This window comes from Vitreoscilla stercoraria DSM 513, from assembly GCF_000382305.1.
Taxonomy (GTDB): domain Bacteria; phylum Pseudomonadota; class Gammaproteobacteria; order Burkholderiales; family Neisseriaceae; genus Vitreoscilla; species Vitreoscilla stercoraria.
In genome coordinates this window covers 22877-38754 of sequence record NZ_KB908037.1, presented here as the reverse complement: position 1 = coordinate 38754, position 15878 = coordinate 22877, and the positions used below count along the sequence as shown (strand labels likewise).

Sequence of the window (15878 nt, the reverse complement as noted above, 5' to 3'; positions counted from 1 at the left end):
CGCCAAACAAGTGAAAGCCAATGCCAAAGTTTTGGCTGAAGTGTTGACCGAGCGTGGTTTGCGCATTGTTTCAGGCCGCACCGAAAGCCATGTATTCTTGGTAGACTTGCGTGCTAAGCAAATCACCGGCAAAGCGGCAGAAGAAGCTTTGGGCAAAGCACACATCACTGTGAACAAAAACGCCATCCCTAACGACCCTGAAAAACCATTCGTGACTTCAGGTATCCGTTTGGGTACACCGGCCATCACCACTCGTGGTTTTGACGAAAACGACACGCGCGAATTGGCTCATTTGATTGCGGACGTTTTGGATACACCAAACGATGATGCTGCGTTGCAAGCGATTGCAGTGAAAGTAACGGCTTTGTGCGCTAAGCGTCCTGTATATGTAGATTGATTTTTAGATTAAGATGAAGCAATAACAAGCGTCCTGTAAACTTTACAGGACGCTTGTTATTGTATAGCGAAATACCAATCATTGACTAGACTCCACATTGGAACCAGAAGTCTTAGCCATCTGTATTTTTACATTCGGTAATGGCTTTGATAACAAACCATTGTAAGCTCAAAACCTGTTTGCACCAAAATAAGAGATTTAAAAAATTTTGGCTTTCATCAAACAAAAAAACGCCACCAATAAGGCAGCGTTTTTTGTTTAAACGATTCAGTTCAATTGTGCCAAAACTTGGGTTTTCACCACTTCAACGTCTTGAGTACCATCTACTTTGATGTAAGCTGGAGAGCCTGTTTCAATACTTTGTTTACCGTAGAAATCCACCAATACTTCTGTTTGTTGGTGGTAAACATCCAAACGTTTTTGTACCGTTTGCGCTTGGTCATCATCACGTTGAATCAAGTCTTCGCCTGTTTCATCGTCTTTGCCTTCTACTTTAGGCGGATTGTAAGCCACATGGTAAGTGCGGCCTGAAGACAAATGCACACGGCGACCCGACATACGGTCTACAATCACCGCATCAGGAACGTCGATTTCCACCACATAATCCAATACCACACCCGCTTCTTGCATCGCTTCTGCTTGTGGCAAAGTGCGTGGGAAACCGTCAAACAAGAAACCATTGGCACAATCGGCTTCAGCGATACGCTCTTTCACCAAACCAATGATGATGTCGTCACGAACCAAACCACCTTCGTCCATGATTTTTTTCGCTTCCAAGCCCAAAGCCGTGCCTGCTTTGATAGCAGCACGCAACATGTCGCCAGTAGAAATTTGCGGAATGTTGAATTCTTGTTTGATAAATTGAGCTTGAGTGCCTTTACCTGCACCAGGAGCGCCTAACAACAATACTTTCATTTGTTTTCCTTTGTTTCAATCAATAAAAAACCACGATTAATTCTTTTGAGAACATCTCAAGCCCAAGCTTGAATATGCCCCTTTGATTTATGCTTTAAACTGTTGCTGCATCCGCGCCAAATCTTCAGGCGTGTCTACACCAGCCATAGGAATATTATCGGTCACTACCACGCCTATGCGATGGCCATGCCACAAAATACGCAATTGTTCGAGTTTCTCAATCAACTCTAAGGGCGAGGCTGACAATTGTGTATAAAGATTCAAAAACTCAGTACGATAACCATAAATACCAATATGACGGTATACAGGTGGCAATATGCCTTGTCCTTGCCCGATGGCATCCATTTCATCACGTGGGTATGGAATCGGCGCACGACTGAAATAAATCGCTTCGCTTTGCTTGTTCAACACCACTTTCACCACATTGGGATTCAAAAAGTCCGCAGAGCTGTCAACATGATGCGCAGCAGTGGCCACAGGCACAGGATTTTCATGCAAGTACGCTGCGACGTTTTGAATCAATTGCGGGTCTATCATCGGTTCATCGCCTTGCACATTGACCACAACCGTTTCAGGCGGCAAATGCAACAAGCTGGCAGCCTCTGCCAAGCGATCGGTGCCATTGTCGTGGTCTGCGCGGGTCAATACCGCTTCTACATTGGCTTGCGCACACACATCTAAAATCGCTGCGCTGTCTGTTGCCACCACCACACGCTGTGCACCACTGAGCCTTGCTCGCTCAGCCACTCGCACCACCATCGCCTTGCCACCCAAATCAGCCAAAGGCTTGTTAGGCAAACGACTAGATTGCAAACGTGCTGGAATCAATACCACAAATGGCAAACTCATGGTTTATTCCTGTTCACCAGTCAATGGACGGGCTTCGGTCACCAACATAAAAGGAATGCCGTCTTTGATGGGAAATGCCAATTTATCACTTTGGCAAATCAACTCCTGCGTTTGTGCATCCCATTGCAATGAGCCTTTGCACAAAGGGCAAACCAAAATATCCAATTGAGCTTGTGTCATGATGTTCTTCCTTAAATAATCTGTGTTGGCGACAAAGCCAATTGATCCATAACCCAAGTCGCCAAATTGGGCATGATTGTAGCATTAATAGGCAAAACCCACACAGGTAATGGCAGCTCACCTTGCCATTTAATCGCATCTTTTTCAGTGGTAACGATGCCATCGATGCCTTCAGGTAAGGTATTCCAATCCAATAAACCATGGTCGGGCAAACGCTTAAGCGCATCAACCTTCACACCTACTTTTTGCAATGATTGTTCAAATTGTTCAGGCCGCCCTATGCCACACACCGCCAACAATCGTTTGCCTTGCCAAGCTTCTTGCGTATTCCAAGCATAAAGCTCACCTTCTGTAACCTTGGCTTGAAACAAAGCCACATTTGCAGATAGACCTAATTGCTGTTGCAATGCCTTCGCATCTTGCCAATCCTGAGTACGACTGACAATCACCGCATTCACGCTTTGCAAACGCGGCAATGCTTCACGCAATGGCCCATTGGGCAACACATCCAAAACCCTACCTACATCCTCACTAGGAAACACCACCAATTCCAAATCACGGCTCAATGCATAATGTTGCAAACCATCGTCTGCCACAATCACATCCACTTGCGCTTGCGACAACAATAACGCCACCGCCTCCACTCTTTTGGACGCCACCACCATCGGCGCTTGGGTTTTTTTCACCAACAATAAAGGTTCATCACCAACATCAGCAGCATGACTGTCTTGATTCACCCAACACGCCTCCGAACTCTTGCGCCCATAACCACGGCTCACCAAGCCCACTTTCAAGCCTTGTTCTTGCAAAGCTTGGGTCAAGGCAATCACCATCGGCGTTTTACCTACGCCACCGACATGAATATTGCCCACCACCACAATCGGCACAGGCCATTTCATAACAGGGTGCTGTAAAAAATTTTGGTGGCGTTGCTGCGCAATCCGCGCAAACACGCAAGACAAGGGTTTGAGCACAGGCGTCAAATACCATTTGGGTTGCTGCCAATGTTCTTCAATCAAATAAGACATGTCATTACTTTGTTACAGGACGCTTGTAATGTAAAACAAAATTCAATATGACACAATTTCAAATCTCATTCGTCCCATACCAATATATTTGAAATAAGTAACATTTTTGCCAGCCCAACCATCCTCACATTCCAATAAGCCATCAGATGATTTGCAAAAGTTTCTCTGCTTCATTTCAATTTATTTAAATTTAATTAATGGTTTTAAAATCTCATTGTACTCATAAAAACAATAAAGTAAATTATCTTTCTTACATTGGAGTTGCTGCTTCGTTCCAGACAGAAATCCAATGGATGATGGATGATTGTTTGCTTTGAACCGATTGCAAAGGAAAATTTCCATGAATCATAAGCCACAGCAAGAACAACGCAATTTATACCAATACCAACCACAAACCCAACAAGGACAACAGCAACAGCAACAGCAACAGCAACAGCAACAGCAACAGCAACAGCAACAGCAACAGCAACAGCAACAGCAACAGCAACAATAATACTCAAACACATAAAAATCATGCTTAAAATCCAAAAAGCCACCTATGAATATGAATATAGGTGGCTTTTTAACTGAAAATGCTGTTTGTAAATGAAATGGCTTGTTCTTTTCAATGAACACCTCGTCTAAAATTGCACATCAATAGTTTCCAAAATACTCAAAACGACTCAAAATGTTATCATTTCAAACAATCTGCCTTTTTCCAAACTTTTTCCCAAGCATGTTTAAATTTCCATGAGCGAACGCGATATTTTTATTACAGTAGTCGTCATTTTGTCGGCATTGTCGATTTTGACCACACCTTTTATGTTAATGAACCGAGGCAAAATCAAAAACGCAAAAATGCCCAAATCCCCGCTTCAAAATGCGCTGATTTGGGCCAGTAATTTGGCTTTGATAGTATTATTGGCTTGGTTGGCTTATTACTTTGGATTATTTACGTTTTGACTGCCTGATACGCCACATTGTCTAATAACTTGGTAAACCCAGCATTCGCTTGTAAACGTGTTGGGTAATAAATGAAATACGGTGGCAAATTCACACTGTATTCAGGCAATAAAACGTGTAAATGGCCTTGCTCTACCGCCGTACACACCAATTGCTCAGGCAAATACGCCAAGCCATAACCTGCAATTGCCGCATCCAAAGCTTGATGCATATTGCTAAACGTCAATTGACCATTAACATGGATTTTGATTTCTTTTTTCTTGTGTAAAAAATGCCACGTCACCAACACACCACCTTGTGTGGGTGAGCGCAAATTGATACAAGTATGATTGAGCAAATCCTGAGGTTTTTTCAATACGGCATTGTTTTCCAAATAGCGAGGTGATGCAACCAAGCGCAAGGCAATGGGCGCGCTCACTTGCACCGTTTCCATGTCTTTGGCCAACAAGTCTCCACGCACCACTGCCGCATCGTATGGGCTTTTGTTCACGTCCACCACGCCATGATCGGAAATCAGCTCTAAATGCACTTTGGGATAATGCTGTAAAAATGGCTGCAATTTCGGCCACAACACATTTTGTATCGCAAAATCATCCGCCACAATGCGAATGGTACCGCTAGGCTTGTGTTTGTCATCCATAATTTGGGACAAGCCTTGTTGTATGTCTTCCAGTGCAGGACCGATTAAAGTGATGAATTGTTCACCCGCTTCGGTCAAATTGATGCTGCGCGTGGTACGGTTGAGCAGCTTCAAACCCAATTGCTGTTCCATTTTGCTGATGACTTGGCTTAACGAAGCTTGTGACATACCCAATGCCATTGCTGCACGGGTAATACTTTGCTCTCTGGCAACCACCATAAAAGCATGTAGGTTATTGAGTCTTTCTTGCATATTTACCAATCGGAGATAAAGAGTAAAAGACAAGCGGCCTGTATTTGCTATATTTAAAATTTGCTGCAAGCCATCATACCATTGCCATGACAGCTATGCTCCAATACATGCATCCAAAATAAAAAGCCATGCGTGCGTCAACCGACCACATGGCTTGTTTCATAATGCCCACTACATGCAATTACAATGCTTTTTCTGCATCAGCCAAACCGCGGCGAGCCAAAGCCAAGTTAGATTTGCTTTTGTCCAATACGGTGTATAAGAACAAACCATCGTGTTTTTGTACAGGACGCAACAAATGATATTGCTCACCCAAAGTAATCAAAATATCATCAATGATATCGTTCAAATTCAACAATTTCATGGTTTTCATTTTAGCACGAACCACTTCAGTATTACCCGCCGCTGCAATCTCCAAATCCAATGAAGAAGTACCACTACCAGCCAACAACATGCCACTAGCGTAATCTACTACAGCAGCTGCCAAAGCACCGTCTACCTTTAACAAAGCTTCAATTGTTTTATCGAAATTCATGATAAGCGTCCATGTTATTTATTGAGAATATGGATATATTGTAGGTAAAAAATTCAGACGATGCCAATCATTTCTAAGTGCTTATTTGCCCAATACCGCACTCATTAAATGCCTTTGTCTTAAAAAATCCATATTGGTATCCAAGCCCGAAAGAATGAATATATTTTAAATTGGTTATTTATTAGAATATTTTTTTAAAAATCAATCTTATTATTAGAAAATATTTCCAAAACAAGCACTATCGCCTTATTCATTTACAAGTTTATCAATTATTTTTTATTTATAACTATTTTTAAACAATCACCATTTGATAATTAAAAATGTTTGATAAATACAACACAGGTTTATCTCACCTTAAAAATACCAATACGCTTGCCCATTGGATGATTTAACGGCATATTGAGGCTTATTTGATTTTAAAAAGAATCTCCTCTATGCGCATTACCCTAATTGGTGCAGGCCGAGTCGCACACCATTTGGCAATGGCTTTGTCTGCCCATCACGAAATTGTACAAATATTCAGTCGTTCTTTGACCAAAGCCCAAGCCTTAGCACAAAACGTTCAAGCCCAAGCTGTTAATGATTTAAGTTTATTAGAGTGCAATATCGACCTTGTCATCATTGCCATCAGCGACAGTGCTATTGCCGCGACCATTGAAACTGTCCATGCTTATATGCCCGATGTTTTGTGTGTGCATACTTCAGGCAGCACCGATATGGCTGTTTTAAACCAACACCACGCGCGTTGCGGCGTGTTTTATCCCTTGCAAACTTTCAGTTTTGAAAGCCACATTGCTTGGCACAACACCCCTTTATTGATTGAAGCGGCTCACCGCGATGACCAACAAACCTTATTAAAATTGGCACAATCACTGAGCGAGCGTGTGTATGTTTATGAGTCAAGCCAAAGATTGAGTTTGCATTTGGCGGCCGTTTTTGCATGCAATTTCAGCAATTATTGTTATGACTTGGCCAAGCAAGTGGTCGATGCCCGTGGCGTGGATTTTGCTTTGTTGGCACCATTGATGCTAGAAACCGCACACAAAGCCACGCAACACGAGCCACACACCGTACAAACTGGTCCCGCAAGGCGTCATGATGTCGGGATTTTAAATATGCACCAAGCCTTATTGGCGCAACTTCAACAAACCGACAGCGCACAAGTGTATCGTTTATTCAGCGAATTGATACAACAACGCCACCCACAATAAAACAAGCGTCCTGTAAGCTTTACAGGACGCTGGTTTCTCTCTTCCATTTTTTTATCGTACAAATGACATTGACGATTTTTCATTTTTGCCATGGAGATTACCATGATGTCCACATCCCTAGACTTGGCTTTGCGCCAACAACAAGCTGTGTATTGGCGCAACCATGTTTTGCGCACACACGACATCGCCGCCGTTACGCCAGCGGCCATCCACGACGCCGCCGCACGTTTGCAACGCTTTGCCCCTTATATCGCTCAGGTTTTCCCACAAACCCAAGCTGCAAATGGCTTGATTGAATCGCCCTTACAAGACATTGCCGCCATGCAAAAAGCATTGCAACAAGTTACAGGACGCTTATTAATCAAGCGTGACAGTGATTTGCCTATTTCGGGCTCTATCAAAGCCCGTGGTGGTATTTATGAAGTGTTAAAACATGCCGAAACTTTAGCCTTGCAAAGCGGCAAACTGAGCTTAAACGATGATTACTCTGTGCTGGCACAAAATCATTGGCGTGAATTTTTCAATGGCTATCGCATCGCCGTCGGCTCTACGGGCAACTTGGGTTTGAGCATCGGCATTATGTCAGCACAATTGGGCTTTGAAGTCACCGTACACATGTCTGCTGATGCCAGACAATGGAAAAAAGATTTATTGCGTCAGCATAGTGTCATTGTGGTGGAATATGACGATGACTATGAAGCAGCAGTGGCTTCAGGCCGCTCATTGGCAGCGCAAGACCCATTGTGCCATTTTGTTGATGATGAGCAATCGACCGATTTGTTTTTCGGTTATGCCGTTGCCGCTGAGCGTTTACAACAGCAATTACAAGACTTGAATGTCAGAGTAGATGCCGAACACCCATTGTACGTTTATTTGCCTTGTGGTGTGGGCGGCGGTCCCGGTGGCGTGGCTTATGGTTTGAAACACTTGTATGGTGAACATGTTAAACCTGTGTTTGTGGAGCCCACTGCCGCACCATGCATGTTGTTGTCGATTGCCACCGAGCAACACGAAGCCATCAGCGTCGCCGATATCGGCTTGGATGGTAAAACAGCCGCAGATGGCTTGGCTGTGGGTCGGGCATCGGGCTTGGTGTCACGCTTAATGAGCGACCGTTTGCATGCATTAAGCACTGTTGCCGATGATGATTTGTATCGCTACGAAGCTTTGCTGTGGCAACAAGAACAATGTTTCATTGAGCCCTCAGCAGCGGCAGGTTTCGCCGCTTACCAAATGCAAATGGCACAAACAGACACGCCAGCAACAGCCACGCACATTGTTTGGGCGACAGGTGGCTCTATGGTGCCAGAAGCTGAGCGAGTAGATTATTTGGCTTACGGCATGTCATTGTTAAAACAAGATTAAAATAACAAAAAAAGCGTTTGGTCAACTTATTCAAACGCTTTTTCAATGCATTTATTATTCAAATAGCATATTTACCACACGCCGAAGTCTTTGCACGACAGCAGCCACAATCAACTTCATTCCCAAAAGATTCATTCTGGTTTTAGTTTATAGGCATTTAAAATCAATGCTTTCAAGCATTTAAACTCAATATATTTTTTAAGCATACCACAACACTTTTCAAGCTAAGCCGCAAAGTTTTGATTTACATCATATTCCAATCATTCCTTTGTCATCATTATGCTAAATCATCCTGCAACAATACGGACTTATCGTAATTCCAAAAAAGGAACTGTCTCATGAATGAACAAAACAAATTCAATCAATTGTTGTCACGTATGCAAGACGATGCCGATTTACAAAACAAATTCCTCAGCAACCCAAGCGCCGTATTACAACATTTAGACATTCCCATCATCGACAATTTGCGCTTTCCAAAAGCCCTCAGCGACAATGAACTAGAAACCAATATTCTAAACACTTTAACCTTGGAGCAAACCACGCCACCGAACGATCCAGCCATCACGATGACTAAACATTGGTGGGGCATTAATATCCAATGGAGCGAACAATTTACCAGTGATTACATCAACAATCTGGTTAAATTGCATCACATGCAAGAACAATTCACTTTAGCAGCCCAAACCGCCAAATTGCATAGCATAGACGAAACCCTCACCCGCGCCTTTGCCATGGCATTCATGGCCAAATCAGTGGATATTCGCATGACCAACAAGAAAAAAGGCGTTCATTGGCCGATTACTTGGCGACAAATGGCTTTGATTGTGGCGCAACCGAATGTCATTGGTGCTTTGGCTTATACCCATCCTTTACACAATTAACAGCCATCACTACACCTAAACCAACCTACAAAAACAAATCCAAGCTGACTCTATTATCCAATACCACAGGCATCATGATTCAAATTGTATTTTTACAAATTTCTGTAACAAACCGCTCATGACTGCTCAGGTATTTTGCCTTGAGGCTTACTCTGAATAGCCAAATGAGCCCTAAAAACAAAATCAGAATGCTTCGTTGGTATTGGAAATGATTCAAGGTCAAACCATGGTCGCTTAAGCTTGGCAGCCAATTGATTGCACGCTATCTAAAACGGAATGAAATAATGTGCATTTCAAACCAAATGTTTGTGTTGTTGGATTTCTTTGGGTGTGAATTGGTAGGTTTGCTTGAACAAACGCGTAAAATGAGATTGGTCATTAAAACCACTTTGATACGCAATTTCTGTAATAGACAAAGAGTTTGTTTGTGACAAAAGCTCAAAAGCATAACGCAGACGTTGTTTTTGAACAAATTGCGTAAATGTAATATCTTGATTTTTGAATAAGTTATGTATATATCTCAGCGAGATACCGCAAGCTGTCGCCACGGTTTGCGGACTTAAACCCGCGTCCTGTAAATGGTGCAAAATGTGATTTTTAACTTTATACAATTGCGCTTCACGAATACTGCTTTCTTCGCTGAACACGATGCGATTGTCTTGTTGTAAAACTTGTGCAAACAGTGTGAGCAAATAATCACTGTAAAAATGTTCTTGAGTGCGATTTAAGCGTCCTGAAAGCAATTCCTCACCCAATAAAGACACATTCTGACTGAACAATCTGCCTACGCCATTCAAACCATCAAATGCCATCGCAGTATAAATCTCTGGACATGGTACATATTTTTGTAACAATTTTGAAGGGACTTTCACCACCCACATCATATTGTCTTGTGCATGTTCAAATAAATATGGATCGTTGGCGTGTTGTAATAAAATATGCCCTTGTTCACACGTCACATCACGATGGCATTGCTGCATGTGTAAGCGACTGGACAAAGGCAAGGTAATCAAAAAATAAGATTCCACCGCAGACGCTTTGCTGCGTAAATATTGGATAGGTGAAGACTGTAAACAAGAAAAACCCAAGGTATCGAGCGTTTCATCACACAAACGTCCTGAACCCGTTTTGGGGGATTGAAAGGTGACGTTCAAATCAAAATACGTGTGGCTGACTCGCTTTTGCCAATCCAAATTGCCTAAAATCAAAGGTTGCATTTCATGCAAATAATGGGGGGTGTTCATCGATAACATCATCCAGTCCTCAATAGCCTGAAAAATCCAAAACCCAAGCCATGCAAAATACATGACTTGGGTGTTTAAGATAATGGATTATGCTGCTTTTGTCAGGTGGTAAGTGCCTGATTTATGTAAATTGGCTGTCCATCCTTGCTTTAACAACAAAGTGGTGGTCGGCTCTTGAATCACCGCAGGTCCTTCAATCATCGCACCGGCTCCCAAAGCTGAGCCATCATAAATAGGGGTTTGCTGCCATTCATAACTGTGTGACAAAATCATTGGACGGTGCCCAATAATCGTTTCATTGACCGCAACGGTAGCATCTGGAATTTCAGCAATGTGTGGTTTATTGATTAAGCCACGGATCATCACCTCCACATTGACCAACTCAACGGTGCTACTGCGTTCTGAATAAGTGAACAAAGCTTCATGACGCTTATGAAAATCATTCAAAATCACTGCCATGGTGTCATGGTTAATGTCTTCATTGCCAATGGCAACATTGCATTCATGTACTTGACCGACATAACGCATTTCCATGCTGCGTTCAATGACAATGCGATTATCGGTAAAACCGTCGGCTTTGAGTTTTTCACGCCCTTCGGCTTCCAAACGTGCCAAGGTCGCATTCAAATCACTGTAATCGACGTTGTTCTCAATCAACATTGTTTGGGTGGCCAAATAATTGTATTTGAAGTCTGAAATGATTTGACCAAATGCACACAAACCTGAGGCAAATTTCGGTACCAAAACAGAATGAATACCCATGTCTTCGGCCAATTCAATGATGTGCATGCCAGCAGCACCTCCGGCACAAACCAAACTGAAATCGCGCGGATCATAGCCTTGCTCGATGGTAATGCGACGGATGCCATTGGCCATGTTTTGATTCACAATGGTACTGATGCCATAAGCGGCATGTGCCAATTCAATGTTCAATGGGTCAGCCACATGGTATTTAATCGATTTTTCAGCCTGCTCTTTGCACAAATGTACCTTGCCACCCAAAGAAGCATTGGGATTCAAATACCCTAAAACCACGTTGGCATCGGTGACAGTTGGTTTGTCACCACCTTGTTGGTAGCAAGCAGGACCAGGGAAGGAACCTGCGCTGTGTGGACCCACTTCCAACATACCAAACGAATTAACATGTGCAATCGAACCACCACCAGCACCCAAAGTTTCGACATGAATCATCGGTACACCAATGCGATTGCGCAAAAAGTCGATGTCACGATTCAAGCTGGTGTGTCCATCTTTGGCCATCGTAATATCAAATGAAGTCCCGCCCATGTCTACCGTAATCACATTGTTGATACCAAAAGGTTCAGCAATGAATAAGCCCGCTTGCGGCGCGGAAGCAGGACCTGAATTGATGGCATTGACCGCACGCTCACGCATTAATTCACCGACTGCCAAACCACCATTGGATTGAAAATAACGCACAGGCTGCATCGCACCCAAAGATTTGAAATAATCATCAATTTTAGCCACATATGCACTCATCACTGGACTTAAATAAGCATTCACAATCGTGGTAGAAGTGCGCGTGTATTCTTTGATTTGCGGATACACTTCATGTCCGCAACAAATAAATACATCTGGCAAATGTTGTTCAATCAATTGGCGTGCGCGTTTTTCATGCGCTTCATTTTTAATCGACCACACAAAAGAAATCGCCACGCTTTTAACTTCTGCGGCTTTGAATACTGCAATGGCAGCCATAATATCGTCTTCATTTAATGGCTCGTGTTCTTGACCTGTCGCCAAAATACGACCACGTACAGGACAACGCAATTCTCGTGGTGCCAATTGCGGTGCAGGCGGGTAAGAGGCATCGTAGCGATAACCTTCTTCTTTGTGACCCAAACGAATTTCAATGCTGTCTTCATGTCCTGCCGTACACAACAAACCGACTTTCACGCCTTTGAATTCAATCAACGCATTCAATGCAACCGTCGTGCCGTTGATGCACAAATCACAACTTTGTACCAACTCTTCAATGCTCATATTGGTGTGTTCGGCCAATTGTTTCAAACCATCAGAAATGGCTAAAGTACCATCTTGTGGCGTCGACAAACTTTTGCACAACAAAACCTTGCCTTCAGAATTGGACAAAATAAAATCGGTAAAAGTACCGCCTGCATCAACGCCTAAGCGAAAAGTATGTTTCATCTTTAATATCCTCAATAATGGTTAAGCAACAATGGTTTGAGCTTGGCGCAATGTGGCTGTTTGAGCTTCATTGACGGAATCTGTTTCTGCATCGATGACCACGCCATAATCCAAACGAGCCCCTTCTATCGAAATCAAACCTTGTTGCCAATCCTTCAACACCGCATTGACAGGACGGGTAAACGCATTGCCAAAACCACCACCACCTGGATTGGTATTGCGTGCCCGTTGTCCTGGCTTAATATGAGTCAAGGTATTTTGAATGTAACTTTTGCTGACATCAGCGTCCTGTAAAATTTCCAAACGTCCTAATTTAGGCTCAAGCCAACCATTTTGCGCTTCAGCCGCACCCATGGTCGCAATTTGGCGACCTTCACCAAAAGCAATGACCGTCATCTCATGGTCTAAAGGTTCCACTTCCCAAACCGTACCCGAACCGCCACGATAAAAACCAGCCCCGCCACTGTCTTGTGCTAAACCATAGCGGTGTATCAAAATAGGATATTGGTATTCCAATAATTCAATGTCACCTGAAGACAAGGCACCAAAACAACACAAAGGACCACATGCATGCCAGCCGTCCATTTGCTGTGTGGCACCTGCGCCTGAAATAATCGATGCCAAAACCATGGTGACGTATTGTTCACCTGTGCGTGGGTCAATGCCTGCAATATTAATGCCTGATGCATGTCCCCAAGATGCCGTCACACGTTCAGGCGCAGCTGCTTCAAATGCTTTGCGCACCGCATCGGTTAGAGTTTCCATAGGCGTGGTGGTGCAATTGACATGAGGTGCAGGTTCTTGTGCATTGCAAAGTGTGCCTTTGGCACCCAAATCAACCGTCACACAACGGTACAAACCTTCGTTATACGGCGGCGGTACTTGGGCAAACATCATCACACCCAAATAAATGCCCGACATCGAATTGCCTTCATACGAATTGATGAAATACGGCACTTGTGGCGGGCTTTCAATTTGAATGTGTACAGTGTCATCTTTGATTTCAATGTCAGCGGTAATGGTCAACTCACCCAAACCGTGACCTGAGTCTTCCAATACCGCTTCACCACGATAATGACCATCAGGAATGGAGCTGATTAAAGAACGCATGTGGCTGTCTGCCATGTTTTTCAACTCTGCAATCGCCACACGAACAGTTTCCAAACCATATTTGTCAATTAATGCCAACAAATTGCGCTCGCCGACACGACAAGCACCCAATTGTGCATTCAAATCGCCTTCTTGATTGCGACGCGCGCGCATGTTTGACATGATTAAATTGATGACATCATCACGACGTTCGCCTTTGTCCCACAATTTGACAGGCGGAATGCGCAAACCTTCGGCATAAATTTCTTTAGCATCAGGATTGTATCCTGCTGGAACGGGACCACCAATATCGGTCAAATGCCCTTTACACACTGCCCAAAACACCAGCTCGCCCTTGTAAAACACAGGCTTATACATACAACAATCCAAAATATGACTGCCTGCATAAACTGGATCATTGTGATAAATCACATCACCTTCATGGATATTGTCACCAAAATAATTGGCAACGGCTTTCATCGCAGGAATCAAAGAACCCAAATGAATCGGAATGTCTTGTCCTTGTAAAATCATCTCAGGATAGTGGTCAAATAAAGCATTGCTGTAATCGTGCGCCAAATTGAATACACTTGAACGACCTGTTTTTTCTAAAGTAATGGTCATTTCACGTTGGGCAGTTTCTAAAGCGCCACGGACTACCGATAAGGTAATCGGGTCTATGCCAGAGGTGGTGTGCATGTTCAACTCCAATGTGCGTTGTCAAAAAGTGTCTGACAACCATAAATTGATGCACATCCAGCGTCTTGACTGAAGGTGTAACTGTGCCCTATGGAATGCACTGTTAGTCGAAAAAAAATTATTTTTATCAAAACAAAAAACAAGCTTACTGCAATAGCAAACTTGTTTTGTTAAGAAATTTTATTATATTTATAAAGAAACAAATATTTTTAAAAAAATCATAAATTTTATGGATTAAAAATGACATTTTTATGGATTAAACCATACAGGACGCTTGTATCTGAAAATGTTCATCTTTCGTTCCAATATGAGAATCATCATGGCTCGTCATACAACAAAACCTGATATTGCTATTTATTCAGGAAGCAAGCCTGCCATACGCATTAACCATTTAAAAAAAGAGGCCACGAGACTGAACCCCATTAAACTCATGAACCAAATGGCAATGAGCCAAAAAAAAGGTTTCATCTGATTAATGTTCATAGCCACTCTCCTTGACCTTGCCTCTGAATACATAATAACTCCAAGCGGTGTAAGCCAAAACAATGGGTAAAATCAACAGTGTTCCCAATGCCATGAATCCTTGGCTAGCCAAGCCTGAAGATGCTTGCCAAATGTCGATCGAAGGGGGAATGATATGTGGCCAAACACTGATGCCCAATCCACTGTATCCTAAAAAAATCAAACCCAAGGTACACAAAAATGGCAAAACATCTCTTTGTTTTTTTATGGATTGGATTAACACAACGGCAGTCAAAACACACAAAATCGGCACAGGCATAAACATCCAAAATTGAGGCTGTCCAAACCAACGCTGTGCAATGGTGTCATTTAACAAAGGCGTGTAAATACTGATGCATAGCATCATGATTAACAAAACCATAACCAAATACCGACTCCATTTTTGCGCCAATTGACGTAACACGCCATCTGTTTTCAATAGCAACCACGTTGCGCCCAATAAGGCATAAGCTGCCAACAAACCCATTCCACACAACAATGTAAATATGCTAAACCAATCAAACATACCTCCTGTGTATTGACGGTTGGTGACACTGATGCCTTGTACCAATGCACCGACTACCATGCCTTGGCAAAATGTGGCCATCATCGAACCCGTCACAAACGCTTTGTCCCACAACGCTTGGTGATTTGGGTTGGCTTTAAAGCGAAATTCAAACGCCACCCCTCTAAAAATCAAAGCAATGAGCATCAGGCTCAATGGCATCATTAAAGCTTCTAAAATGACAGCATAAGCCAAAGGAAAAGCCCCAAACAAAGCCGCACCACCAAGCACCAACCACGTTTCATTGCCATCCCATACAGGCGCCACCGTATTGACCATCATGTCTTTTTGCTGCCGATTGTGCGCAAACGGTAACAAAATGCCGATTCCCAAATCAAAACCATCCATGATGATGTACATCCCAGTGCCGAAGATGATGATGAGAAACCAAATGAAAGTTAAGTCCAAACCCATGT

The 15878-nt window shown here is 43.1% G+C and carries 16 protein-coding genes and 1 pseudogene; 7 read left to right on the top strand and 10 right to left on the bottom strand.

Translation table 11 applies throughout. The annotated features are described in order from the left end of the window. Positions 1-397, top strand: a pseudogene (gene glyA, locus H150_RS0112510) (serine hydroxymethyltransferase); the annotation flags it as partial. Between the two features lie 267 nt (positions 398-664). On the opposite strand, the gene adk reads toward glyA, so the two are convergent. The 4 genes from adk to lpxK all read right to left on the bottom strand — a co-directional run bounded on the left by adk (position 665) and on the right by lpxK (position 3369). Beyond that, on the bottom strand, positions 665-1312 hold the full coding sequence (gene adk, locus H150_RS0112505; RefSeq protein WP_019959398.1) for an adenylate kinase: 648 nt from the start codon (positions 1310-1312) through the stop codon (positions 665-667). Between the two features lie 87 nt (positions 1313-1399). Beyond that, complete coding sequence (kdsB, locus tag H150_RS0112500; RefSeq protein WP_019959397.1) at positions 1400-2161, bottom strand: 3-deoxy-manno-octulosonate cytidylyltransferase; 762 nt, start codon at positions 2159-2161, stop codon at positions 1400-1402. 3 nt (positions 2162-2164) lie between these two features. Beyond that, on the bottom strand, positions 2165-2341 hold the full coding sequence (locus tag H150_RS15035) for a Trm112 family protein (protein WP_019959396.1): 177 nt from the start codon (positions 2339-2341) through the stop codon (positions 2165-2167). A gap of 11 nt (positions 2342-2352) precedes the next feature. Then, positions 2353-3369, bottom strand: a complete 1017-nt coding sequence (gene lpxK, locus H150_RS0112490; RefSeq protein WP_019959395.1) for a tetraacyldisaccharide 4'-kinase — start codon at positions 3367-3369, stop codon at positions 2353-2355. 340 nt (positions 3370-3709) lie between these two features. On the opposite strand from lpxK, the gene H150_RS15175 reads away from it, so the two are divergent. Both H150_RS15175 and H150_RS0112480 read left to right on the top strand, forming a co-directional pair. Beyond that, complete coding sequence (locus tag H150_RS15175) at positions 3710-3862, top strand: hypothetical protein (protein WP_019959394.1); 153 nt, start codon at positions 3710-3712, stop codon at positions 3860-3862. Positions 3863-4098: 236 nt separating this feature from the next. Beyond that, entirely contained in the window at positions 4099-4311 is a 213-nt protein-coding gene (locus tag H150_RS0112480; protein ID WP_019959393.1) for a hypothetical protein, read from the top strand. Here the strand turns inward: H150_RS0112480 and H150_RS0112475 are convergent. After that, entirely contained in the window at positions 4301-5203 is a 903-nt protein-coding gene (locus H150_RS0112475) for a LysR family transcriptional regulator (RefSeq protein ID WP_026353701.1), read from the bottom strand. The two genes, H150_RS0112480 and H150_RS0112475, sit on opposite strands and share 11 nt — an antisense overlap. 181 nt (positions 5204-5384) lie before the next feature. Further along, on the bottom strand, positions 5385-5738 hold the full coding sequence (locus H150_RS0112465; protein ID WP_019959391.1) for a hypothetical protein: 354 nt from the start codon (positions 5736-5738) through the stop codon (positions 5385-5387). Between the two features lie 410 nt (positions 5739-6148). Between H150_RS0112465 and H150_RS0112460 the strand changes: the two genes are divergently transcribed. From H150_RS0112460 to H150_RS0112450, 3 genes are all read left to right on the top strand, one after another. Continuing rightward, positions 6149-6949, top strand: a complete 801-nt coding sequence (locus H150_RS0112460; RefSeq protein ID WP_280520939.1) for a Rossmann-like and DUF2520 domain-containing protein — start codon at positions 6149-6151, stop codon at positions 6947-6949. A gap of 102 nt (positions 6950-7051) precedes the next feature. Next, complete coding sequence (locus H150_RS0112455) at positions 7052-8314, top strand: D-serine ammonia-lyase (protein WP_019959389.1); 1263 nt, start codon at positions 7052-7054, stop codon at positions 8312-8314. Positions 8315-8652: 338 nt separating this feature from the next. After that, positions 8653-9195 carry a hypothetical protein gene (locus tag H150_RS0112450; protein WP_019959388.1) on the top strand — a complete coding sequence of 181 codons (543 nt, stop codon included), beginning with the start codon at positions 8653-8655 and terminating at the stop codon, positions 9193-9195. Between the two features lie 293 nt (positions 9196-9488). On the opposite strand, the gene H150_RS0112445 is transcribed toward H150_RS0112450, so the two are convergent. The 3 genes from H150_RS0112445 to capB all read right to left on the bottom strand — a co-directional run bounded on the left by H150_RS0112445 (position 9489) and on the right by capB (position 14396). After that, positions 9489-10439, bottom strand: a complete 951-nt coding sequence (locus tag H150_RS0112445) for a helix-turn-helix domain-containing protein (RefSeq protein WP_169708884.1) — start codon at positions 10437-10439, stop codon at positions 9489-9491. Between the two features lie 87 nt (positions 10440-10526). Next, positions 10527-12608 carry a caprolactamase subunit alpha gene (capA, locus tag H150_RS0112440; RefSeq protein WP_019959386.1) on the bottom strand — a complete coding sequence of 694 codons (2082 nt, stop codon included), beginning with the start codon at positions 12606-12608 and terminating at the stop codon, positions 10527-10529. 21 nt (positions 12609-12629) lie between these two features. After that, complete coding sequence (gene capB, locus H150_RS0112435) at positions 12630-14396, bottom strand: caprolactamase subunit beta (protein WP_019959385.1); 1767 nt, start codon at positions 14394-14396, stop codon at positions 12630-12632. Between the two features lie 319 nt (positions 14397-14715). Between capB and H150_RS15345 the strand changes: the two genes are divergently transcribed. Beyond that, on the top strand, positions 14716-14868 hold the full coding sequence (locus H150_RS15345; RefSeq protein ID WP_019959384.1) for a hypothetical protein: 153 nt from the start codon (positions 14716-14718) through the stop codon (positions 14866-14868). On the opposite strand, the gene cydB is transcribed toward H150_RS15345, so the two are convergent. Then, positions 14869-15876, bottom strand: coding sequence for a cytochrome d ubiquinol oxidase subunit II (gene cydB, locus H150_RS0112425; RefSeq protein WP_019959383.1), 1008 nt, complete (start codon positions 15874-15876; stop codon positions 14869-14871). Positions 15877-15878 lie beyond the last annotated feature (2 nt).